A 22315-nucleotide genomic window follows, 5' to 3' on the forward strand; every position below is an offset into this window, starting at 1 on the left:
TAAAGCAGAAGGCCTCGTCGAAAGACGGGGCCTTTTGTCATTCTGCATCCGGCTAAACCCGGCGATAAAAAAGGCCACCCATTGGGTAGCCTTAACAGGAAGCATGCGGCATTCAGTGAATAACCTGCGATAAAAATGCCCGCGTACGCTCTGATTTTGGTTGTGCAAAGAACTCATCGGGCGCTGCCTGCTCTACGATCTCACCGCGATCCATAAAGATCACCCGGTCCGCCACGGTGCGGGCAAAACCCATCTCATGGGTCACGCACAACATCGTCATACCCGACTGCGCAAGCCCAATCATGGTATCAAGTACCTCCTTCACCATTTCCGGATCCAGCGCCGAGGTGGGCTCATCGAAAAGCATAATTTTCGGCTTCATACAGAGCGAGCGCGCAATCGCTACGCGCTGCTGCTGCCCGCCCGAAATCTGCCCCGGGAACTTATGCGCATGCTCGGCAATACGTACCCGCTCCAGATAATGCATTGCCAGCGCTTCCGCCTCTTTCTTTGGCATCTTGCGCACCCATATTGGTGCCAGCGTACAGTTCTGCAAAACCGTCAGATGGGGGAAGAGATTGAAGTGCTGGAAAACCATCCCCACTTCCTGGCGGATCTTTTCGATATTGCGAATATCCTCATTCAGCTCAATACCGTCCACCACAATACGCCCCTGCTGATGCTCTTCCAGGTGGTTGATACAGCGAATGGTGGTCGACTTTCCGGATCCCGACGGGCCACAAAGTACAATCCTTTCCCCCTGCTTTACATGCAAATTAATATCTTTCAAAACATGGAATTGCCCGTACCACTTATTCACATTTTCGAGCGTGATCATCGCGTCGCCAGATTGCATTGTTGTATTACTCATCATCATCCTCAGTGCGGTGTACGCCCGGTGTTAAAGCGCTTCTCCAGATGCTGGCTATAGCGCGACATGCTGAAACAGAAAACCCAATAGACTAACGCAGCAAACACATACCCTTCCGTCGACATCCCAAGCCAGTCGGGATCGACCGTCGCCTGCTGCACGCTGCTAAAGAGATCAAACAGGCCAATGATGATCACAAGGCTGGTATCTTTAAACAGCGCAATAATGGTGTTCACCAGGCCCGGGATCACCAGCTTTAACGCCTGCGGCAGGATCACCAGCCCCTGCGTCTTCCAGTAGCCCAGCGCCAGCGACTCGGCCGCTTCATACTGCCCCTTCGGTAGCGCCTGCAAACCGCCGCGAACCACTTCTGCCACATAGGCGGACTGGAACATGATCACCCCAACCAGCGCGCGGATCAGCTTATCGATGGTGGTGCCTTCAGACATAAACAGCGGCAGCATTACTGAAGACATAAACAGCACCGTAATCAGCGGTACGCCGCGCCAGAACTCAATAAACATCACCGACAATATCCGCACTACCGGCATCGTTGAGCGTCGACCCAGCGCCAGCAAAATCCCCAGCGGCAGAGCGCCGGCAATACCGACCGAGGCGATAATCAACGTTAGCGTCAGGCCGCCCCACTGGCGGGTCTCAACGCGCTCCAGCCCGAAAAAGCCGCCAAACATCAGCCACCAAACAACCAGCGGATAGAGCACCGCCCAGCAGGCAATGTAGCGTCCGCGTCGCGGCATCCCTTTCCAGAACATCGGTACGATAGAGAGCAGGCCAACAATCAGCGCCAGGTTGATTCGCCAGCGCTGGTCGTGTGGGTAGAGCCCATACATAAACTGGCCGAAGCGTTGATGAATAAAGACCCAGCAGGCGCCCGCTTTAGTGCAGTCCGCGCGAGTCGAGCCGACCCAGTTCGCCTGGAACAGCGCCCACTGCAGCAGCGGCGGGATAAGCTCCCACATCATCCACAGGCAAAAGAGCGTCAGCAGGGAGTTTGACCAGCTTGAAAAGAGATTTTTACGCACCCACAGCAGCATGCCGTTATTTCCCGATGGCAGCGGGCGCGTGGAGGGCGACACAATAGCTTTTGTCATCATTTATCCTCAGCGCTCAATCAGGGCAATACGGCGGTTATAGATATTCATCAGCAGCGAAATGGAGAGGCTGATAAGCAGATAGACCGACATGGTAATGGCGATGGTTTCAATGGCCTGGCCGGTCTGATTCAGCACCGTACCGGCAAACAGCGACACCATATCGGGGTAGCCGATCGCCGCCGCCAGCGATGAGTTTTTCGCAATGTTGAGATACTGGCTGGTCAGCGGTGGAATGATCACCCGCAGCGCCTGGGGAATAATCACCTGCCGTAGCGTGACAGGATTAGGCAGGCCAAGCGAACGCGCCGCCTCTTGCTGTCCGTGCGGCACAGACTGGATCCCGGCGCGAATAATCTCAGCAATAAAGGCTGAGGTATAAACCGAAAGCGCGATAGTCAGCGCCGCCAGCTCCGGGATCAGCACCATGCCGCCGCGGAAGTTAAAGCCGCGCAGCTGCGGCACTTCCCAATGCAGCGCCGCACCGAACAGCGCATGCGCCATCAGCGGCAGCACAATAATCAGCCCCAGCGCGGTCGGCCAGGTTCGCCGCAGCTGACCGGTCTTGATCTGGTGCGCTTTATTAAAGCGAAACAGTCCAACGGTTATGGCCGCCGCCAGCACCAGCGCGCCGATAAAGGGAAGCATCCCTTCGCCCACTTGCGGTGAAGGAATATAAAGTCCACGGTTGCTGAGAAACACCAGCTCCATGGCATTTACCGCCTGGCGCGGACCGGGCAGGTTGCGCAGCACCGCAAAGTACCAGAAGAAGATCTGCAACAGCGGGGGAATATTGCGAAATGTCTCGATATAGATCGTCGACAGCTTTCGCAGCAGCCAGTTTTCAGAAAGCCTTGCAAGGCCAAGGAAAAAGCCCAGCAGCGAGGCGAAGACAATACAGAGCGCCGAGACCAGCAGCGTATTCAGTAAACCGACCAGGAACACTCGTCCATAGGTGTCGCCCTGTTCATAATCAATCAGGTGCTGAACAATACCAAAACCGGCCGCGCGGTCGAGGAAGGCGAAGCCGGAGGTAATGCCCCGGTTGTTGAGGTTAGTCACCGCGTTATGGAGCAGATAGAGGGCAACAACAACCACGGCGATAATCGCCAGGATTTGAAACAGCCAGGCGCGAACCGCAGGGTTTGAAAGGGAGAGCGCGCCTTTCACGGTTGGGCGGCGATGGGGCATAGAGAAAACCTCAGTAACCATAATTCTGGACTGGGCGTCACCGCAGAGTAACGCCCGTTACGGCAGCAGCGGATTAACGCACCGGTGGAGCGTACTGAATCCCGCCGTTATTCCAGAGGTTATTCTGGCCACGTTTGATTTTCAGTGGGCTTTCAGAACCGACGTTACGTTCGAAGACTTCGGAGTAGTTACCGACCTTCTTAATAATGTTGTAAGCCCACTTGTTATCGAGTTTAAGATCTTTGCCGAAGTCGCCCTCTTTCCCGAGCAGGTGCGCCATATCCGGCGTTGCAGGGTTAGCCACTTTCTCATCGACGTTCTTCGAGGTAATGCCCATCTCTTCGGCATTCAGCATGGCGAAGAGCGTCCAGCGCACGATGGCGAACCAGTCATCGTCACCGCGGCGCACCACCGGGCCGAGCGGCTCTTTAGAGATCACTTCCGGCAAGACGATCCACTCTGCCGGGTTGCTCAGCTTGATACGCAGCGCATAGAGCTGAGACTGATCGGAGGCCAGCGTATCGCAGCGGCCGGATTCCAGCGCCTTCGCCGACTCGTCAGAGCGGTCAAACGTCACCGGGGTGTAGCTCATTTTGTTGGATTTAAAGTAATCCGCCACGTTCAGCTCGGTATCAGTCCCGGCCTGAATACAAACGGTTGCGCCATCAAGCTCTTTAGCGCTCTTCAGGCCCGCTTTGTTATGGGTCAGGAAGCCGATGCCGTCATAGTAGGTTACGCCGGTAAACGAAAGCCCCATACCGCCATCGCGTGAAGAGGTCCAGGTGGTATTGCGCGAGAGCATGTCCACTTCGCCAGATTGCAGCGCGGTAAAGCGCTCTTTCGCCGTCAGCGGGGTATATTTCACTTTGCTGTCGTCGCCGAAAAGGGCGGCGGCAACGCCACGGCAGATATCCACGTCGATACCGGTGAATTTCCCGTTTGCATCCGCATAAGAGAAACCAGGTAAACCATCACTGATCCCGCACTGAACAAACCCTTTCTTTTTGACAGCATCAAGCGTTGTACCTGCGTGCGCCTGGCTGGCGACAGCAAACAGCACGCCGGCAGCGGCCAGGCTGGCGATCATCATCTTTTTCATAATGCATCCTGTGTGGCGAAAATTATCGTTATATGGGGCGTCCGGGTAACGCCTGAACCTGTCTGTGGCGAAGGCCGCAGTGGATATAGCAAAGGTGATGCCAGGTTGGTTTATGCAGGGTATTTAAGGAATCAAACAGGTTTCAGGATGAGTGTAGACAGGAAAGTGGAGAAGCAATGCCCCGGGCTGGTGCAAAAATAGAACGCACTCCACAAAATGGAGCAAAACAGCGTCGTTAATTCGCTATTTCTGCCAGACAAGTTTCGCAGGTGAATATAAGCATTAAATACGATGGGGTTGATTTGTGAATGTAATCACGTAAGACAAACAACAGCGTCGGAATGGCATTATGAAATATAAAAAAGTGATGCTTATAACGGGAACCGATGCACGTTTTCGATAGCAAAAGCGGTGAAATAAAAAATTGCTGCACCGTTATAAAGCAAAAGCGCGGAAAACCGCGCTTAAGAGAACTATTTGGTGAGGGCCACAATACCGAGCGTTAAGCCGGCAAGGGCTGCCGCGCCGCCGGCGATAGCGCCTGCTGTTTCCCAGTTATCCTGCGTGGTGCCTTTCACACAGGTGTTGGTATGCACCAGGCGGCCCTGATCGTCATAGACCGGTACGCAAGGTGAGTCGTGTGCACAGCCCGCGAGGAAGGTTGCCAGCAGGGCGACGGAGATCATTTTTTTCATTGTAATTACCTCTATTTAACCGCGACTCTTGATATCAACAGTCGCAATATCTGGTCAGTATCTATGGCTTGATTTTATCATTCAGTAAAACAGATTCACCGGGGCAATAATGTCCGGATATGTACTTTGTAAACTTGATGAAGTTAAAAAGGGTATTTAAGCGAAATTGTGCAGAAATTATGGAGACGAGATAAATAAAAGTGAGATTCAGAAAAAAGGAAGATAAAAGAAGGCGTTTAAAAGCGTAAACAGCGCTTAAGGGCATGAGAATAATCTAATTTCTCACTGACGTAAAATAAAAGCGTCCGCAGACGCCTTTATTTAATCATTAAATTCACGTCACCGTTTCAGTGGGGGCGAGACTCTTCCCTTGTGCGGTAATCGTTTCTGCACTGACCGGTTTACCTAAGAGATAGCCCTGCAACGTATTGCAGCCCAGCTCGGTGAGAAATGCCTGCTGTTCTTCCGTCTCGACGCCCTCTGCCACCACTTTGAGGTTCAGCGTTCTGGCTAACGCGACGATCGCGGAAACAATCGTGGCATCTTCACCCTCCTGGCCCAGTTCGCGGACAAACGCGCGATCGATCTTCAGCTCGCACGCCGGCAGACGCTTAAGATAAAGCAGGCTCGAATAACCGGTCCCGAAGTCGTCAATCGATGCTTTCACGCCTGCGTCACTCAACTCGGTTAGCACCCGCACGCTCTCATCGGGGTTACTCATCGCCGTCGTTTCAGTTACTTCAAGGATCAATTGCTCAGGCGGAACATTATGTCTGCTCAGCGTGCCCAGAATGGTTTGTACCAGCGCGCTATGCTCGAACTGTAATGTCGAAAGGTTAACGGCTATCGTCCAGTCCGTATGTCCCTGCTGGCGCCATTCGCTGAGCTGGCGGCAGGCCTCATCGATCACCCAGTCACCGAGCGGAACAATCAGGCCAGTTTTCTCCGCCAGCGGCAAAAAGAGATCCGGGCTCAGCACACCCTGCTGGGGATGGTGCCAGCGCAACAGCGCCTCAAAACCGACAACCGGCCCGGAAGGTGCCTGGAATTTAGGTTGGTAAACGAGGCGGAACTCCTTACGCTCCAGCGCCATCCACAAATCATTCAGCAGTTGCAGCTGGGTTTGCGCCAGCCGGTTCATTGAGGGCTGGAAGAAGTGATAGCCGTTACGGCCCATATGTTTGGTGTGATACATCGCCGCATCGGCGTTGAACATCAACTCGCGCTCATTTTTGCCATCGTCAGGGTAGAGCGCGATACCGATACTCAGTGTCACCATCACATCATAGGGATCAATAGTAAAAGGGCGATCGACAGCGCGGATGAGCGAACTGGCGATCGTGGCAGCATCGTCCGGCGCGGCAATCTCAGCCAGCAGCACGAACTCATCGCCACCAATGCGCGCCAGCGTATATTGCCCCTGCAGTTGCTGCGTGAGCCGCTCGGTTACCGCCACCAGTAATTTATCGCCAACATCGTGTCCCCATGCGTCATTGACCGTTTTAAAGCCGTCGAGATCCATAAACATCAGCGCAAACGCGCTCTCTTCACGGCGCGCTTTATTGATTGCCTGCTCAATGCGATCTTCCAGCAGGACGCGGTTTGGCAGACGCGTTAAGGTGTCGTGCAGCGCCAGCCTCGCCAGCTCGCGGTTTGCCGCTGCAAGTGACGTGGCAAGCAGCGACGTGCGCGCTTGTAAACGAGCATCAAACATCGAAACCAGTAAGGTAATGCCGAGCACGGAAAAGGCCATCATGCTGACCAGCACGGCGAGCCAGTTATTATTGAAGCCGTGGTGCACCACTGCAATGTGATGATGCTGGAAGGGGATCTGCGCTGCCATCATTCCGGTGTAGTGCATGCCGGTGATGGCCAGCCCCATTAAGATGGCTGCGCCAAAGCGCATAAGCGCAACCTGTGCCGCTTCGTGGCGTAGGCGGAAGGTGAGCCATAACGCGGCGAAAGAGGCCGCCAGGGCAATTACTATCGAAAGGGCGATCCAGCCTTTGTGCCAGACAATCGGCGGTGAAACCTGTAGCGCCGCCATACCGGTGTAATGCATCGCAGCAATGCCAAGACCCATCACGACAGAGCCAGGAATCAGCCGGCGCAGGTGCAGCTTTGGCGCGCTAACCAGCCACAACGCAAACAGCGAGGAGCCAATGGCGATCGCCATCGATAAGCCGGTGAGAACAGGCTCGTAGCGCATGTTCATCGACATATTCATCGCCAGCATGCCGATAAAGTGCATCGCCCAGATGCCGATGCCCATCGCCACGCCGCCGCCGCACAGCCATACCCAGGATGAGGCACCGCTGCTGGTGGAGACGCGTCCGGCCATATTCAGGGCGGTATAAGAGGCCAGAATGGCTACAACAAACGAAACAACAACAAGGATATAGTCGTATTGGCTAACCAGCATGATGTCATCAACTCATTCACTAAGGGCGTTACGTATTGCTACGGTCGTAGAGGCGAAAAGGGCTGAGACATTATCACTGTCCGGGAAGGACTCAAATCGATTTAAATCCCTGCGTTAATCAAGGCGATCGCTGCATTTTTACCAAATATCGCAGCAAGCAATCACTTAGAGAGAATCGCAGTGAACCAGTTTGAGTGGATTGACGGAGTTCATATTGCGGCATTTATTAATGTCAGTGGTCAGATACTCGATCCACTGCATGATTAAGCCATCCAGCGCAAAGATCGAGAGAGCGAAAACCAGCAGCCACCCATATTTGCGAATCATTCCGTCTCTCCCTTTTTTGCAACCATTTGCGGAAAATATACACGATTTTGCGCTGAGGTAATGCCGATGAAAGCGCTCTTTTTAGCGTCATTTCAGGCAATAAAAAAGGCGCTTACCCATGCCGGTCAGCGCCTTTTTATCAATACCACTCACTGACGAATCAGTTCATGCCGTATTTTTTCAGTTTTTTACGCAGCGTACCGCGGTTGATGCCCATCATCAGCGCCGCGCGGGTCTGATTACCACGGGTGTATTGCATCACCATGTCCAACAGTGGCTGTTCTACTTCAGCCAGTACCAGCTCATAGAGGTCATTAACATCCTGACCGTTCAGTTGAGCAAAATAGTTCTTCAGTGCCTGTTTTACCGAGTCACGGAGCGGTTTTTGGGTTACCTGATCCTGAGAGTTAACGGTAGAAACGGTCAGTACGTCAGAATTTACGCGTTGTTCGAACATAGTTCTGTCAGCTCTTTATTTCTGTTTACGCAAAATTTTCGAAGTATGCCTCCAACGCCTCCAGCTGTTCGCTGGCATTCTCAATGGCGTTGAATGTGCGCCGAAACTGGTCATTCGGGGCGTGCTCCTGGAGATACCAGGAGACGTGTTTACGTGCAATTCGGTAACCTTTTGCCTGACCGTAAAAGTCATGCAGTTCCCGAACATGCGCGCAAAGCAAGCGCTTAACCTCTGCCAGTGGCAGCGGAGCCAGCAGCTCCCCAGTGTCCAGATAGTGCTGGATTTCCCGAAAGATCCAGGGTCTTCCCTGAGCTGCGCGGCCTATCATCAGGGCATCCGCCCCCGTATAGTCGAGCACAGCTCTGGCTTTAAGCGGGTCAGTAATGTCGCCATTCGCGATAATCGGAATGGAAACTTTCTGCTTAACTGCCCGAATCGTGTCGTACTCAGCTTCTCCATTGAACAAACAGGCGCGGGTGCGTCCATGAATGGTCAGAGCCTGAATGCCACACTCTTCAGCCAGTTGGGCAATCTCTACGCAGTTACGGTGCTCAGGGGCCCAGCCTGTGCGAATCTTCAGGGTTACAGGAACATCCACTGCGCCAACCACCGCGGTGAGGATCGATTTCACCAAATCCGGGTGCTGCAACAGGGCGGAACCTGCAAGCTTGCGATTCACCTTTTTAGCCGGACAGCCCATATTGATATCAATAATTTGAGCGCCACTTTCCACGTTAATACGTGCGGCTTGGGCCATCTCTTCCGGGTCGCTGCCCGCAATTTGCACGGTGCGAATACCGGGCTCATCAATGTGCACCATCCGCAGTCGTGATTTGTCGCTCTCCCAGACCTGCGGGTTAGACGACATCATCTCGGATACGGTTAAACCGGCTCCCATCTCGTAGCACAGCGTCCGGAAAGGTCTGTCAGTAATGCCAGCCATGGGCGCTGCGATCAGGCGATTTCTAAGCTGGTGGTGTCCGATGCGCATGAGTTAAGAAATGACCATACTGTGACTGCAAGGCGGCGTATATTACGCATTTTTTGCACGAGATGAAAGGCCAAACTTTGAGCAATCCACTGTTGTAGATCAAGGAATAGCCAGTCCTGGAGAGGCAAACAGGCATTAAATCATAATTTTCATTGGGTTATAGCAAAGCTAAAATTTTTAGCTTGCTGATAAATTCACGAGATTTATCGTTTTTAATGGGGCAATAAGCAGCATAACTGCTGATTTTTAAGCCAAAAAAAAGCGGATTTTGCGAACCCGCTCTCATTTTTATGCTGATATTTTAAGGCCGCTACTCGACGACCAGCCGGCCATACAGCTGCTGTGTCGGGCGGTTATTGGCGTGCCCGAGCGCAGATTTGAACTGCGCAAGCTGCTCGGGAGAGAGTGTCAGCGGCTGTTTCATTACCAGCCAGGTAACCCCTTCTGAACAGGGCGGCGTGGTCAGCGATCCGCTAAAGCGCCAGTAGGTCTTTTCACGCGGCAGCAGCGCCGCCATATCAATGTGCTGCGCCGTTAGCGCCGTTGAGCCACCGCGAGTGGGGAGATGCTGCGATAGCGCCGCCAGCTCACGATTTGCCGCCCCCGTTTCAAATAGCACCGCGACAACGGTGATATCGCCTTTCACCGAGGTATGAACCAGATGCATCTCCAGCGGGGCATGCTTGCCATGCAGGGTATGCTCACTGGGGGCGTGGAAGTGAAACTGCTGGAGGTGCGAGACAACTCCCGCCAGCTCTATGGTATTGAGGTTATCGATAAAGTTGGCTTGCAGAGTATGGCCATTGTTTATCAGCAGCGCGGGGCTTTCACGGTAGTGGCTGCTAAGCGGTGAAAGGCGAGCAGTGACGATATTATCAATATCAATTGGCGACTGGTTTTTACCACTCTGGCAGGCCTGAAACTCCTGACTTAACTCACCCCAATGTTCCGGCGATGTTGCGCCTTCATAACTCCAGTGAGCGGACCACGCCAATAAGGGAAACAGGCTTGCCACAGCAAAGGCTGTTTTTGCTATACGAAGTGACATAGTATTCATCCGATGAATGTTTATAAATCAATGATTTACCATCCGTTAATACAGCGGCGGCTCATTATAAACTTCACGGGAAATAAATCACTACAAATGGCAGGGGAATAAAAAGCGTGGCCGGGAGGCCACGCTGTGGGGACTATTTTTTCTGGCCGGTGATGCGGCACCACTCCTCTTTTTCAACCACCGGATCGAGGTTGAACAGGTTGGTATAAGCTTCACAAACGCTCCCTGCCTGGCTGGCAAGAATGCCCGACAGCCCCAGCAGTCCGCCCGTAACAGGCAGAACGCTAATCAGCGGTGCCAGCTCGCGCAGCGGGCCGGCGAGGATATTCGCGACCACCACGTCGGCTTTCATCTCTGCGGGCTGATCGTCCGGCAGATAGAGTTCAATGCGGTCTAACACGCCATTGCGCTCGGCATTATCGCGGCTCGCCTGGATCGCCTGCGGATCGATATCGATCCCGATCGCTTTCGACGCGCCCAGCTTCAGGGCAGCGATGGCCAGAATGCCGGAGCCGCAGCCAAAATCGATCACCGTTTTGCCGTTAAGATCGAGGCCGTCGAGCCACTGCAGGCAGAGCGACGTTGTCGGATGGGTGCCGGTGCCGAATGCCAGCCCGGGATCGAGCATTACGTTGACGGCGGTTTCATCCGGCACATCGCGCCAGCTCGGGCAGATCCACAGCCGCTCGCCAAAGCGCATCGGGTGGAAGTTATCCATCCACTCGCGCTCCCAGTCTTTATCTTCCAGCTGCTCAATTTTATGCGCGAAACCTTCGCCCAGCAGCGGATGAGAGGCGAGTTGGGCAACCACCTCCGCCATCTCTGTTTCAGCATCGAACAGACCGATCACATCGGTATCGCCCCACAGGCGGGTCTCGCCCGGCAGCGGCTCAAACACGGGGGTGTCGTGCGTATCCTGGAAGGTAATGGAGACTGCGCCTGCTTCCATCAGAGCGTCGCTCAGATCTTCAGCATGCGCGCCGGTGGTGTTCAGTTTCAGTTGGATCCATGGCATGGCGTTACTCTTTATTGATTAGCAGAAAGGGAAGCAGCCTGCGGCGCCGGGCGGCCAAAACGGTTCCCGACCACAAAGGCTAACAAACTTAGCAGCAGCGAGGGCACGATCGGATGAAAGCCCAGGTACTGAATATTCAGGGTGGCGAGCACGGCATACAGCACGCCGCCGACAATCATGGCGCTAAGCGCACCTGCGGCATTTGCGCGCTCCCAGTAAAGCCCCAGCACCAGCGGCCACAGGAACACGGCTTCAAGACCGCCGAACGCCAGCAGATTCAGCCAGATGATCATCTCCGGCGGACGCCATGCCGCCAGCATCATCAGCACGCCGAGAATGAGCGTGGTTGCCGTCGAAATACGCTTCAGGCGCGGCTCATGGCGAATTTTAGTCGGCTGGGCGCTGAGCCACAGATCTTTAATGATGGTGGCCGAAGCCTGCAACAGATGAGCGTTGACGTTAGACATGATCGCCGCCATCGGCGCGGCGAGAAACAGTCCCGCCGCCCACGGTGGCAGCACTTCAACCATTAAGGTGGGGATCACCTGATCCGGCACCGACAGATGCGGCAGCACCGCCCGGCCCAGCGCGCCCGCCAGGTGCATACCGAGCATCAACAGTGCAATCACAATGGTGCCGATAATAATGCCGCGATGCACCGATTTGCTGTCTTTATAAGAGATGCAACGCACAGCGGTATGCGGCAGGCCAATTACACCAAAGCAGACCAGCACCCAGAAAGAGGTCATAAAGGCCGGGGTGAGAATATCGCTCGCGCCGTGGGGGCTGACCAGTTTCGGGTCGATCTGCCGCAGAGTATCCACCGCATGGTGCAGACCGCCCGCCGCGTGGATCACCCCCGCCAGCAGAACAAGCGTGCCGATCAACATCACCATTCCCTGCATGGTGTCGTTCAGTACGCTTGCGCGAAAACCGCCAAAGGCGGTGTAGAGCGCAATAGTGATGCCGAAAATCAGCAGGCCAGATTCATACTTGATACCGGCAGCGGTCTCCAGCAGGCGCGCGCCGCCGATAAACTGCACCGCAATCGCCCCGACAAAGGCCACCAGTAAACTGATGCTGGCGAGCCACACTACTGCCCGGCTCTGGTAGCGGGCCATCAGCATATCGTTGAGGGTAATAGCGTTATACCGCCGGGCAAGAATGGCGAATTTTTTGCCGAGGATACCGAGCGACAGCCAGATGGTCGGCACCTGGATCATCGCCAGCAGCACCCAGCCGAGGCCGAATTTATAGGCAGCGCCCGGGCCGCCGATAAAGGAGCTGGCGCTGACATAGGTCGCCGTCAGGGTCATCGCCAGCACAAATCCTCCCATCGAGCGGCTCCCGAGGAAATACTCGCTCAGAAAAGTGCCGCTGCTGCGCTGACGCATGGCATAGAAGGAGAGGCCGAAAACGATGAACAGGTAGATCACCAGCACGGCAATAATTTCAGTTTGCATCCTTATCCTCCAGCGGGATATCACGGAAGATAAAACGCACCATCGCCCAGCAGAGCAGCACAAACACCAGCGGCGTTAACAGGCAGGCCATCTCAAACCAGTGGGGTAAACCGGTGATGCCCTGCGCTGAATCCGGTATGTAAGCACACACTAACCAGGCAACAAGATAGAGAAGGGTCAGCCACAGCGCCCAGCGGGCTTCAATGTGTGCCTGAACAAAACGGTTGTCCATTTTATTCCCTTGTGGATGAAGAAAGCGGGGATTGTACCTTAAGGAAAAGATGAGGGGAGAGAAAAAGAAAAAAGGCCGGAAGAACCGGCCTTTTGCGCGTAATCGCGATTATTTTTCCTGCAGACCGAGTTTCTTCTCCAGGTAGTGGATGTTGGTTCCACCGTGCTGGAAGTTCTCGTCGGACATAATGCGCATCTGCAGATCGACGTTAGTTTTAATCCCGTCGATGATCAACTCCTGCAGCGCATTCTTCATACGTGCAATCGCCACATCACGGCTCTCGCCGTAGCAGATCAGCTTGCCGATCATGGAATCGTAATACGGCGGTACGGTATAACCGGCGTAGATATGCGATTCCCAGCGCACGCCAAAACCACCTGGCGCATGGAAGCGCGTGATTTTGCCCGGGCTCGGCAGGAAGGTGTTGGGATCTTCGGCGTTAATACGGCATTCAACCGCATGACCTTTGATCACCACTTCTTCCTGAGTGATGGAGAGCGGCTGACCGGCAGCGATACGCAGCTGCTCTTTGATCAGATCAACGCCGGTGATCATTTCGGTTACCGGGTGCTCTACCTGAATACGGGTGTTCATCTCAATAAAGTAGAACTCACCGTTCTCAAACAGGAACTCGAAGGTACCCGCGCCGCGATAGCCGATATCAACACAGGCTTTCGCACAACGCTCACCGATGTAGCGACGCAGTTCCGGCGTGATGCCCGGAGCCGGTGCCTCTTCAACCACTTTCTGGTGGCGGCGCTGCATGGAGCAGTCACGCTCGGCCAGATAGATCGCGTTACCCTGACCATCTGCCAGCACCTGGATCTCGACGTGGCGAGGATTTTCCAGGTACTTCTCCATGTAGACCATGTCGTTGTTGAACGCCGCTTTTGCTTCCGCGCGCGTCATGGCAATGGACTGCGCCAGGTCGGCGTCTTTGCGCACTACGCGCATACCACGACCGCCGCCGCCGCCGGAGGCTTTGATGATAACCGGGTAGCCGATGCGTTTTGCATGGGCACGGTTAGCGTCAACGTCGTCGCCCAGCGGGCCGTCAGAACCCGGTACGCAAGGTACGCCCGCTTTCTTCATCGCGTTGATCGCGGACACTTTATCGCCCATCAGGCGAATGGTGTCGGCTTTCGGGCCGATAAAGATAAAGCCGGAGCGTTCAACCTGCTCAGCGAAGTTGGCGTTCTCAGAGAGGAAGCCATAACCCGGGTGAATCGCCACTGCGCCAGTAATTTCGGCCGCAGAGATGATCGCCGGGATATTCAGGTAACTTTTAACGGACGGTGCCGGACCGATACAGACCGTTTCGTCCGCCAGTAATACGTGTTTTAAATCGCGATCCGCCGTGGAGTGCACAGCGACGGTCTTAATGCCCAGCTCTTTACAGGCACGAAGGATTCGCAGTGCGATCTCGCCGCGGTTGGCGATAACAATTTTATCCAGCATGTGCGCCTCGTTACTCGATGACGACCAGCGGCTCGTCAAATTCAACCGGTTGGCCACTCTCGACCAGAATGGCTTTCACCACGCCTGATTTATCGGCTTCGATCTGGTTCATCATTTTCATCGCTTCAACGATGCAGAGGGTGTCGCCCACGTTTACTTTCTGGCCAATTTCGATAAAGGCTTTCGCATCCGGGCTCGGGGTGCGATAGAAGGTTCCGACCATCGGGGAACGTACGATGTGACCACTGATTTCTGCTGCGGCTGCCGGTGCTTCTACTGTGGCTGTCGTAGCGACAGCGTTCGCCAGGGCAGGCTGTTGTTGCATCATCGGCGCGGCGTAAGCCTGCTGCATCATCGGGAAACTTGCGGCAGGTGCACTGCGGCTGATGCGCACAGACTCTTCGCCTTCGGAAATTTCCAGTTCGGAGATGCCTGATTCTTCAACCAGCTCGATCAGTTTTTTAATCTTACGAATATCCATGAGTGGGTTCCGTACTCTTGTTTAGTGTGATTGTGACAGGCGTTTTACCGCCGTCTGTAAAGCGTATGAATAACCGTCCGCACCAAGCCCGCAGATAACGCCAACGGCAATATCCGAGAGATAGGAGTGGTGACGGAACGGCTCCCGCGCATGTACATTGCTGAGGTGGATCTCAATAAACGGGATATTCACCGCCAGCAACGCATCACGGATAGCAACACTGGTGTGCGTAAACGCGGCCGGATTAATCAGGATGAAGTCAGTTACGTCTTTAGCCTGATGAATACGGTCGATGATTGCGTACTCCGCGTTAGACTGAAAATGTGCCAGTTCCACGTTAAGTGACGCGCTTTCCGTTCTCAAAGAATTAACAATCTCCTCAAGCGTCAGCGTGCCGTACTTCTCCGGCTCTCGCGTACCGAGCATATTCAGGTTCGGTCCGTTCAAAACCAATACATGGAACTTATCAGCCATTATGCTGCTATCTCCTGCGATTCTTCGGCAAAAAACAAAATATACCTTCGATTCGCGCTTGTCACCTTTTCGGAGCTTAAAAAAGTCCGATAAACGAACCAAAGTCGCACATTATAACCATTTCGTTGCTTTTGGCAGCTAAATACTGGTCTTATCTGAGAAGATTCTAATTCATGTTGCGGGAACGCGTCGCGAAAGGCGCTTTTTCTGCGGGGAACCGCGCAAAAACGGTGGCTAACGCCACCATTGGCGGAATTTTTTGTAACGCAACGCTAACAATACCAGCGCGGCAACCGCGTAGAGAACCGGCTGCGGGGAGAGGATCTTCACTGACCAGAGGTAGTGAATGGGGGCGAGGATCGCCACCAGATAGACGAAGTTGTGCAAAGTTTGCCAGCGTCTGCCCAGTTTACGCTGCGCCCACTGCGTCGACGTCGCGGCCAGCGCCAGCAAGATCAGCCAACTGATTGCGCCAAGGGTTAAATAAGGGCGAGTAACCAGCTCTTGTCCGAGCAAAGCCAGGTTATTAATGCCCAGTTCCAGCAGCGTATAGCTGACCAGATGTAAGCTGGCCCACGCAAAGCACCACAGCCCAAGCAGCCGACGCGTACGGATCAGCAGTGACTGCTTACCGTAGCGCGCAAGCGGAGTGATTAGCAGGCTGGCAAGCAGAAACTTCAGCGCCATTCTGCCGGTGAAATGTTGAATATCTTTTGCCGGATCGGCGCTGAAGTAGCCCTGGTTCGCTGCCCAGAAGAGCCAGAGCAGCGGCAGGAAACCGGCAAGATGTAGCGCAACTTTAAGCCAGGTAATCTGTTTTGCCGTTAACCGCACTTAGAAGTTCTCCCGCAAATCGAGACCGCGATAGAGGGAAGCGACCTCTTCACCGTAGCCGTTAAACAGCAGCGTCGGCTGGCGTTTCACGTCCAGCGCGCCGCCCGAACCGATAAAACGCTCCGTCGCCTGCGACCAGCGCGGGTGATCGACATGCGGGTTCACATTGGCATAGAAACCATACTCATTTGGCGCGGAGAGGTTCCACGTCGTCGGCGGGCGCTGGCTGGTGAGCTTAATACTGACAATAGACTTAATGCCTTTAAAGCCATATTTCCACGGTACGGTGAGGCGGATCGGCGCTCCGTTCTGCGGCGGCAGCGCTTTACCATATACCCCGACGGTGAGCAGCGTGAGCGGATGCATCGCTTCATCTATACGCAACCCCTCTACATAAGGGTAGGCCAGCCCGCCGCCAATAAAGCGATCCTTCTGGCCCGGCATCTCATCGGGCGCATAACGTGTTTCAAAAGCGACATACTTCGCTTTGCTGGTCGGCTCCACCAGCGCCAGCAGTTTATGCAGTGGAAAACCAATCCACGGCACCACCATCGACCAGGCTTCGACGCAGCGCATGCGATAAATGCGCTCCTCCAGCGGAAAGCGCGAAGTCAGCGCCGCATGATCGAGCGTCAGCGGTTTCGCCACTTCGCCATCAATGGTCAATGTCCAGGGATCGGTCTTCATGCTGCCGGCATTGGCAGCAGGATCGGCTTTATCCAGCCCAAACTCATAAAAGTTGTTGTACCCGGTAACCTTCTCTTCCGGCGTCAACGGCAGCTTACTTTGCCATTCGGCAGGCTGGGTGAATGTGAGTGGTTTACCAGCCGGCGCTTTTGGGCGGTCATTGCCTTTAAACCAGTCAAGAAGATCGGCGTGCGCCACCGAAGGGAGTGTGGCGGCCGTCGCACCGATGCCGAGCATCTTTAATACCTGGCGGCGCTGCATAAAAAACACGGATTCAGCGGTGACATCTGCTTCGGTCAATTTTTTCTTCATTTACATCCTCTGACGGTGTCGCGGCTGGCGTAGGGAAAGCTACGTTAACGCGAAGAAGAGTAAGTTAGCAATTAGTGAAAATTGCGTGTTAAAGACATTCTTTAAGCTTATTGATGATTGGAAAAAAATTTCTGAAGACTATACTCGCTGGGTGAAACGGTGTGCCATTTTCAGGCTTCACCGCAGTGCGCGCGCGTGTCGCGGCGAAGCTCAAAAGTTAGTGCTTACTATACAGACCTTCTTCAGGCGATATCGTTCTGTTCTTTACACGCGCGGAGTTAAATCAGGGATGCGATTAACGACGAAATTTAGTGCTTTTGTAACACTTCTGACCGGGCTGGCGATTTTCGTCACGCTCATCGGCTGCTCACTCAGCTTTTATAACGCGATACAGGATAAAGTCGCCAACCGCGTACAGGCCGTCGCTACCGTTATCGACACCCGCCTGATCTCCACTCCGTTTCCGCGCCTCTCCACGCAGCTTGATGAGATGATGGTGCCGGTCGATATCACCTCTATTGCCATCAAGCAGGGCCGCCATATCCTTTTAAGCCATACGCGCAAAGGGAGTTATCGCCCGGCGGGCAGTAACTCCGCCATGCGCGAGATTGAGATGCCGTCGATGAAGATCCCCGGCGTGACCTTTACGCTGGTCTATCAGGATCCGATGGCCAACTATTTCCGCTCGATGATGACCACCGCGCCGCTGACGGTGGCGATTGGTTTTATGATCGTCATTATCTTCCTCGCGGTGCGCTGGCTACGGCGGCAACTCTCCGGCCAGGAGCTGCTGGAACTGCGGGCGACGCGCATCCTTAATGGCGAGCGCGGGGCGCAGGTGCGCGGCAGCATTTATGAGTGGCCATCGCGCACCAGCAGCGCGCTGGACGTGCTGTTAACGGATATTCAGTTTGCCAGCGATCAGCGCAGCCGCATGGATACGCTTATCCGCTCTTACGCGGCGCAGGACACGCGCACCGGCCTCAATAACCGCCTCTTTTTTGATAATCAACTGGCAACACTATTAGAAGATCAGGAGAAGGTCGGTTCGCACGGCGTGGTGATGATGATCCGCTTGCCAGATTTTGACCTGCTGCGCGACAGCGACGGGCTTGCCTCTGCCGCCGAAGAGTATCTCTTTACCCTTATTAACCTGCTCTCCACCTTTATTATGCGTTACCCCGGCGCGCTGCTGGCGCGCTATCACCGCAGTGACTTCGCGGTACTGCTTCCGCACCGCACATTAAAAGAGGCGGAGAGCATCGCCGGGCAGATCCTGAAAGCGGTGGATGGTTTGCCGCCGACCAAAATGTTGACCCGCGAAGACATTATGCATATCGGCATTTGCAGCTGGCGCGGTGGGCAGTCGACCCGGCAGGTGATGGAGCACGCGGAGGCGGCGGCGCGCAACGCGGTGCTACAGGGCACCAATAGCTGGTCGGTCTATGACGACTCGCTACCCGAGCAGGGGCGTGGCAATGTGCGCTGGCGAACGCTGATTGAGCAGATGCTGAGCCGCGGCGGGCCACGCGTCTACCAGAAACCGGCGGTTAACCGTGACGGGCAAGTGCATCACCGGGAGCTGATGTGCCGCATTTTCGACGGCGAACAGGAGGTGATCGCCGAAGAGTATATGCAGATGGTGCTGCAATTTGGCATGTCAGAAGAGTATGACCGGCTGCAGATCACGCGTTTAATGCCGTTCCTCGGCTACTGGCCGGAGGAGAACCTCGCCATTGAGGTCACCGTCGAGTCGCTGATCCGTCCGCGCTTCCAGCGCTGGCTGCGCGATACCTTGATGCAATGCGAAAAATCGCAACGCAAACGGATTATTTTTGAACTTGCAGAGGCCGATGTGTGTCAACACATCAGCCGATTGCAGTCGGTCGTGCGATTGATCAATGGATTAGGCGCGCGCGTGGCGGTGGTTCAGGCGGGTCTGACGTTGGTCAGCACCAGCTGGATCAAAGCGCTGGATGTCGAGCTACTGAAGCTGCATCCGGGGTTGGTCAGGAACATTGAGAAGCGCACCGAAAACCAGCTGCTGGTACAGAGCCTTGTTGAAGCGTGTAAAGGCACACGAACCCGCGTCTTTGCGACCGGCGTTCGCACGCGCGGCGAATGGCAGATGCTGGTGGAGCGAGGCGTGGCGGGCGGACAGGGCGATTTCTTCGCGGCGTCTCAACCGCTCGACACCAATGTGAAAAAATATTCACAAAGATACTCGGTTTGAACTGCTGTTTGAGTCGTTTTCACGTAGAATAACGCGCGCTGCCGTGGTCGGGGGGCGTGCGAGCCTGCCCGCCAGATTGTTGCAGTAAAAATGCCGGTTTGACCTTTGCCAGCTTGCAGGCGCAATGTGCCGGAACGACGGTTTTTTTACGCTTCCGGACAGAGTCATGTCGTTTTGCAACAAAGGAAACAAACTGCACTAATTTTCACCGTAGCTGAGACTTCTTGTGCCTTGTCGCTGTTGCGTGTGGTTGGTAAAGTAAGCGGATTTTTCTTTCCGCCCCAGCTTTCAGGATTATCCCTTAGTATGTTGAAAAAATTTCGTGGCATGTTTTCCAATGACCTGTCCATTGACCTGGGTACCGCGAATACCCTGATTTATGTAAAAGGACAAGGCATCGTACTGAATGAGCCTTCCGTGGTGGCCATTCGCCAGGATCGTGCCGGTTCACCGAAAAGCGTGGCCGCAGTCGGTCATGAAGCGAAGCAGATGCTTGGCCGTACGCCGGGCAATATCGCTGCAATCCGCCCGATGAAAGATGGCGTAATCGCGGACTTCTTCGTGACCGAAAAGATGCTGCAGCACTTTATCAAACAGGTACACAGCAACAGCTTTATGCGCCCAAGCCCGCGCGTACTGGTCTGTGTGCCGGTTGGCGCCACGCAGGTTGAGCGCCGCGCGATCCGTGAATCCGCGCAGGGCGCTGGCGCCCGCGAAGTGTTCCTGATTGAAGAGCCGATGGCCGCCGCGATTGGTGCGGGTCTGCCGGTTTCCGAAGCGACCGGTTCTATGGTCGTCGATATCGGTGGTGGTACCACCGAAGTCGCCGTTATCTCCTTAAACGGCGTGGTTTACTCCTCCTCTGTCCGCATCGGCGGCGACCGCTTCGACGAAGCGATCATTAATTATGTGCGCCGCAACTACGGCTCGCTGATTGGTGAAGCCACCGCAGAACGTATCAAACACGAAATCGGCTCTGCTTACCCGGGCGACGAAGTGCGCGAAATCGAAGTGCGCGGTCGTAACCTGGCTGAAGGTGTTCCGCGCGGTTTCACCCTGAACTCCAATGAAATCCTTGAAGCGCTGCAAGAGCCGCTGACCGGCATCGTTAGCGCTGTCATGGTCGCGCTGGAGCAGTGCCCGCCGGAGCTGGCATCTGATATCTCCGAGCGCGGTATGGTTCTGACCGGCGGCGGCGCGCTGCTGCGCAACCTCGACCGTCTGCTGATGGAAGAGACGGGTATTCCTGTGGTAGTGGCAGAAGATCCCCTGACTTGCGTAGCGCGTGGCGGCGGCAAGGCGCTGGAAATGATCGATATGCACGGCGGCGACTTGTTCAGCGAAGAGTAATCCGCGTCAGATACGGGGCCTCGCGCTCCGTATCTGTCTGGCCTGAGAATACGCAAAGCCTATGAAGCCAATTTTTAGCCGTGGCCCGTCACTGCAGATTCGCCTGTTCCTGGCGGTTTTGGTGGCGCTTGGAGTCATTATCGCCGACAGCCGCCTCGGTACGTTCAGCCAGATCCGGACGTACATGGATACGGCCGTCAGCCCTTTCTATTTTATTTCCAATGGTCCCCGCGAATTATTGGACAGCGTGTCGCAAACGCTGGCTTCGCGCGATCAGCTCGAACTCGAAAACCGGGCGCTGCGCCAGGAGCTGCTGCTGAAAAACAGCGAGCTGCTGATGTTAGGGCAGTACAAGCAGGAGAACGCGCGGCTGCGCGAACTGCTCGGCTCGCCGCTGCGTCAGGATGAGCAAAAAATGGTCACCCAGGTGATCTCAACGGTTAACGATCCCTACAGCGATCAGGTGGTTATCGATAAAGGCAGCGTCAACGGCGTTTACGAAGGCCAGCCGGTGATCAGCGATAAAGGCGTTGTCGGCCAGGTGATTGCGGTCGCTAAGATGACCAGCCGCGTGCTGCTGATTTGCGATGCGACCCATGCGTTGCCGATCCAGGTGCTGCGTAACGATATCCGCGTCATTGCCGCCGGTAACGGCTGTACTGACGATCTGCAGCTGGAACATCTGCCGGCGAATACCGATATTCGCGTGGGTGATGTGCTGGTGACTTCCGGTCTCGGCGGACGTTTCCCGGAAGGCTACCCGGTTGCGGTGGTCTCCTCGGTGAAACTTGATACTCAGCGTGCGTACACGGTGATTCAGGCGCGTCCAACCGCCGGTCTGCAACGTTTACGTTACCTGCTTCTGCTCTGGGGCTCCGATCGCAACGGCGCTAACCCGCGCACGCCGGAAGATGTTCACCGCGTGGCGAACGAGCGTCTGCTGCAGATGATGCCGCAGGTCTTGCCTTCTCCGGATACCATGGGGCCGCCTGCACCGATGCCTGCACCGGCGACCGGCTTAACCCAGCCGATGCCGCAACAATCGTCGGGAGGGCAGTAGTGGCAAGTTATCGTAGCCAGGGGCGCTGGGTCATCTGGCTCTCGTTTTTCATTGCGCTATTGCTTCAAATCATGCCCTGGCCGGATGACATCATCGTCTACCGGCCAAACTGGGTGCTGCTGATTCTGCTCTACTGGATCCTCGCTTTACCGCACCGCGTAAATGTCGGTACGGGTTTCGCGATGGGTGCCATACTGGATCTCATTAGCGGATCCACCCTCGGCGTACGGGCGCTCTCCCTGAGCATCGTCGCCTATCTGGTCGCACTAAAATTTCAGTTATTCCGTAATCTGGCGCTCTGGCAACAGGCGCTGGTGGTAATGTTATTGTCGCTGGCAACAGAAGTGGTCGTCTTCTGGGCCGAATTTTTGGTGATCAACGTCTCGTTCAAACCAGAAATTTTCTGGAGCAGCCTGGTCAATGGCGTGCTCTGGCCGTGGATCTTCCTGCTTATGCGTAAGATCCGTCAGCAATTTGCGGTGCAATAAAGGTTG

22 protein-coding genes are annotated in these 22315 nt (G+C 55.0%); 4 read left to right on the top strand and 18 right to left on the bottom strand.

The genetic code is table 11. From position 1 onward, the window contains the following. Window positions 1–112 precede the first annotated feature (112 nt). The 18 genes from N7V53_RS19015 to msrP all read right to left on the bottom strand — a co-directional run bounded on the left by N7V53_RS19015 (window position 113) and on the right by msrP (window position 17178). Window positions 113–871, bottom strand: a complete 759-nt coding sequence (locus N7V53_RS19015; protein ID WP_054803019.1) for an amino acid ABC transporter ATP-binding protein — start codon at window positions 869–871, stop codon at window positions 113–115. An 8-nt stretch (window positions 872–879) separates the two neighbouring features. Next, a complete protein-coding gene (locus tag N7V53_RS19020; RefSeq protein WP_279794630.1) occupies window positions 880–1983 on the bottom strand; it encodes an amino acid ABC transporter permease in 1104 nt (367 codons plus the stop codon). 9 nt (window positions 1984–1992) lie between these two features. Then, complete coding sequence (locus N7V53_RS19025; protein ID WP_279794502.1) at window positions 1993–3174, bottom strand: amino acid ABC transporter permease; 1182 nt, start codon at window positions 3172–3174, stop codon at window positions 1993–1995. A 73-nt stretch (window positions 3175–3247) separates the two neighbouring features. Next, window positions 3248–4273 (bottom strand): amino acid ABC transporter substrate-binding protein, encoded by a 1026-nt coding sequence (locus tag N7V53_RS19030; protein ID WP_023480752.1) that lies wholly within the window; start codon window positions 4271–4273, stop codon window positions 3248–3250. 473 nt (window positions 4274–4746) lie between these two features. Continuing rightward, a complete protein-coding gene (locus tag N7V53_RS19035; protein ID WP_023480815.1) occupies window positions 4747–4968 on the bottom strand; it encodes a lipoprotein in 222 nt (73 codons plus the stop codon). A gap of 334 nt (window positions 4969–5302) precedes the next feature. Continuing rightward, complete coding sequence (locus tag N7V53_RS19040; RefSeq protein ID WP_279794504.1) at window positions 5303–7390, bottom strand: bifunctional diguanylate cyclase/phosphodiesterase; 2088 nt, start codon at window positions 7388–7390, stop codon at window positions 5303–5305. Between the two features lie 165 nt (window positions 7391–7555). After that, the gene (locus N7V53_RS19045; protein WP_023480928.1) at window positions 7556–7717 is read right to left on the bottom strand and encodes a DUF2556 family protein; all 162 of its coding nucleotides are present in this window, start codon (window positions 7715–7717) and stop codon (window positions 7556–7558) included. A gap of 160 nt (window positions 7718–7877) precedes the next feature. Further along, entirely contained in the window at window positions 7878–8174 is a 297-nt protein-coding gene (fis, locus tag N7V53_RS19050; RefSeq protein ID WP_000462905.1) for a DNA-binding transcriptional regulator Fis, read from the bottom strand. A gap of 25 nt (window positions 8175–8199) precedes the next feature. Further along, the gene (gene dusB, locus N7V53_RS19055; protein WP_034813628.1) at window positions 8200–9165 is read right to left on the bottom strand and encodes a tRNA dihydrouridine synthase DusB; all 966 of its coding nucleotides are present in this window, start codon (window positions 9163–9165) and stop codon (window positions 8200–8202) included. Between the two features lie 310 nt (window positions 9166–9475). Next, window positions 9476–10213 (bottom strand): carbonic anhydrase family protein, encoded by a 738-nt coding sequence (locus tag N7V53_RS19060; RefSeq protein ID WP_279794505.1) that lies wholly within the window; start codon window positions 10211–10213, stop codon window positions 9476–9478. 142 nt (window positions 10214–10355) lie between these two features. Continuing rightward, the gene (prmA, locus tag N7V53_RS19065; RefSeq protein WP_279794506.1) at window positions 10356–11237 is read right to left on the bottom strand and encodes a 50S ribosomal protein L11 methyltransferase; all 882 of its coding nucleotides are present in this window, start codon (window positions 11235–11237) and stop codon (window positions 10356–10358) included. An 11-nt stretch (window positions 11238–11248) separates the two neighbouring features. Next, window positions 11249–12700 (bottom strand): sodium/pantothenate symporter, encoded by a 1452-nt coding sequence (gene panF / locus N7V53_RS19070; protein WP_279794507.1) that lies wholly within the window; start codon window positions 12698–12700, stop codon window positions 11249–11251. After that, window positions 12690–12932 (bottom strand): YhdT family protein, encoded by a 243-nt coding sequence (locus N7V53_RS19075; RefSeq protein ID WP_279794508.1) that lies wholly within the window; start codon window positions 12930–12932, stop codon window positions 12690–12692. The genes panF and N7V53_RS19075 overlap by 11 nt, the downstream gene beginning before the upstream one ends. A 108-nt stretch (window positions 12933–13040) precedes the next feature. Next, window positions 13041–14390, bottom strand: coding sequence for an acetyl-CoA carboxylase biotin carboxylase subunit (gene accC, locus N7V53_RS19080; RefSeq protein ID WP_023480919.1), 1350 nt, complete (start codon window positions 14388–14390; stop codon window positions 13041–13043). Between the two features lie 10 nt (window positions 14391–14400). Continuing rightward, the gene (gene accB, locus N7V53_RS19085) at window positions 14401–14871 is read right to left on the bottom strand and encodes an acetyl-CoA carboxylase biotin carboxyl carrier protein (protein ID WP_187800287.1); all 471 of its coding nucleotides are present in this window, start codon (window positions 14869–14871) and stop codon (window positions 14401–14403) included. A 21-nt stretch (window positions 14872–14892) separates the two neighbouring features. Beyond that, window positions 14893–15345 (bottom strand): type II 3-dehydroquinate dehydratase, encoded by a 453-nt coding sequence (gene aroQ, locus N7V53_RS19090; protein ID WP_023480704.1) that lies wholly within the window; start codon window positions 15343–15345, stop codon window positions 14893–14895. Between the two features lie 234 nt (window positions 15346–15579). Continuing rightward, complete coding sequence (gene msrQ / locus N7V53_RS19095; protein WP_279794510.1) at window positions 15580–16179, bottom strand: protein-methionine-sulfoxide reductase heme-binding subunit MsrQ; 600 nt, start codon at window positions 16177–16179, stop codon at window positions 15580–15582. Further along, window positions 16180–17178 carry a protein-methionine-sulfoxide reductase catalytic subunit MsrP gene (msrP, locus tag N7V53_RS19100; RefSeq protein WP_076769266.1) on the bottom strand — a complete coding sequence of 333 codons (999 nt, stop codon included), beginning with the start codon at window positions 17176–17178 and terminating at the stop codon, window positions 16180–16182. 289 nt (window positions 17179–17467) lie between these two features. Here msrP and csrD point away from each other — a divergent pair, with 289 nt between their 5' ends. The 4 genes from csrD (at window position 17468) to mreD (ending at window position 22309) form a co-directional block, all read left to right on the top strand. Further along, window positions 17468–19411 carry an RNase E specificity factor CsrD gene (gene csrD, locus N7V53_RS19105; protein ID WP_279794512.1) on the top strand — a complete coding sequence of 648 codons (1944 nt, stop codon included), beginning with the start codon at window positions 17468–17470 and terminating at the stop codon, window positions 19409–19411. Between the two features lie 306 nt (window positions 19412–19717). Then, entirely contained in the window at window positions 19718–20761 is a 1044-nt protein-coding gene (mreB, locus tag N7V53_RS19110) for a rod shape-determining protein MreB (protein ID WP_006818047.1), read from the top strand. A 61-nt stretch (window positions 20762–20822) separates the two neighbouring features. Further along, a complete protein-coding gene (gene mreC, locus N7V53_RS19115; RefSeq protein WP_023480946.1) occupies window positions 20823–21821 on the top strand; it encodes a rod shape-determining protein MreC in 999 nt (332 codons plus the stop codon). Then, a complete protein-coding gene (mreD, locus tag N7V53_RS19120) occupies window positions 21821–22309 on the top strand; it encodes a rod shape-determining protein MreD (RefSeq protein WP_023480801.1) in 489 nt (162 codons plus the stop codon). The genes mreC and mreD overlap by 1 nt, the downstream gene beginning before the upstream one ends. Window positions 22310–22315: the final 6 nt, after the last annotated feature.

The organism is Kosakonia sp. HypNH10, assembly GCF_029850615.1.
Taxonomy (GTDB): Bacteria; Pseudomonadota; Gammaproteobacteria; order Enterobacterales; family Enterobacteriaceae; genus Kosakonia; species Kosakonia cowanii.

Excerpts from the sequence above, each read along its gene's own strand:
- N7V53_RS19075 (WP_279794508.1), bottom strand. The coding sequence starts at position 12,932 with ATGGACAACCGTTTTGTTCAGGCACACATTGAAGCCCGCTGGGCGCTG.
- N7V53_RS19015 (WP_054803019.1), bottom strand. The coding sequence starts at position 871 with ATGAGTAATACAACAATGCAATCTGGCGACGCGATGATCACGCTCGAA.
- N7V53_RS19045 (WP_023480928.1), bottom strand. The coding sequence starts at position 7,717 with ATGATTCGCAAATATGGGTGGCTGCTGGTTTTCGCTCTCTCGATCTTT.
- N7V53_RS19040 (WP_279794504.1), bottom strand. The coding sequence starts at position 7,390 with ATGCTGGTTAGCCAATACGACTATATCCTTGTTGTTGTTTCGTTTGTT.
- panF (WP_279794507.1), bottom strand. The coding sequence starts at position 12,700 with ATGCAAACTGAAATTATTGCCGTGCTGGTGATCTACCTGTTCATCGTT.
- N7V53_RS19060 (WP_279794505.1), bottom strand. The coding sequence starts at position 10,213 with ATGTCACTTCGTATAGCAAAAACAGCCTTTGCTGTGGCAAGCCTGTTT.
- accB (WP_187800287.1), bottom strand. The coding sequence starts at position 14,871 with ATGGATATTCGTAAGATTAAAAAACTGATCGAGCTGGTTGAAGAATCA.
- mreC (WP_023480946.1), top strand. The coding sequence starts at position 20,823 with ATGAAGCCAATTTTTAGCCGTGGCCCGTCACTGCAGATTCGCCTGTTC.
- N7V53_RS19025 (WP_279794502.1), bottom strand. The coding sequence starts at position 3,174 with ATGCCCCATCGCCGCCCAACCGTGAAAGGCGCGCTCTCCCTTTCAAAC.
- N7V53_RS19035 (WP_023480815.1), bottom strand. The coding sequence starts at position 4,968 with ATGAAAAAAATGATCTCCGTCGCCCTGCTGGCAACCTTCCTCGCGGGC.
- N7V53_RS19030 (WP_023480752.1), bottom strand. The coding sequence starts at position 4,273 with ATGAAAAAGATGATGATCGCCAGCCTGGCCGCTGCCGGCGTGCTGTTT.
- msrP (WP_076769266.1), bottom strand. The coding sequence starts at position 17,178 with ATGAAGAAAAAATTGACCGAAGCAGATGTCACCGCTGAATCCGTGTTT.
- accC (WP_023480919.1), bottom strand. The coding sequence starts at position 14,390 with ATGCTGGATAAAATTGTTATCGCCAACCGCGGCGAGATCGCACTGCGA.
- mreB (WP_006818047.1), top strand. The coding sequence starts at position 19,718 with ATGTTGAAAAAATTTCGTGGCATGTTTTCCAATGACCTGTCCATTGAC.
- dusB (WP_034813628.1), bottom strand. The coding sequence starts at position 9,165 with ATGCGCATCGGACACCACCAGCTTAGAAATCGCCTGATCGCAGCGCCC.
- csrD (WP_279794512.1), top strand. The coding sequence starts at position 17,468 with ATGCGATTAACGACGAAATTTAGTGCTTTTGTAACACTTCTGACCGGG.
- aroQ (WP_023480704.1), bottom strand. The coding sequence starts at position 15,345 with ATGGCTGATAAGTTCCATGTATTGGTTTTGAACGGACCGAACCTGAAT.
- prmA (WP_279794506.1), bottom strand. The coding sequence starts at position 11,237 with ATGCCATGGATCCAACTGAAACTGAACACCACCGGCGCGCATGCTGAA.
- fis (WP_000462905.1), bottom strand. The coding sequence starts at position 8,174 with ATGTTCGAACAACGCGTAAATTCTGACGTACTGACCGTTTCTACCGTT.
- N7V53_RS19020 (WP_279794630.1), bottom strand. The coding sequence starts at position 1,983 with ATGACAAAAGCTATTGTGTCGCCCTCCACGCGCCCGCTGCCATCGGGA.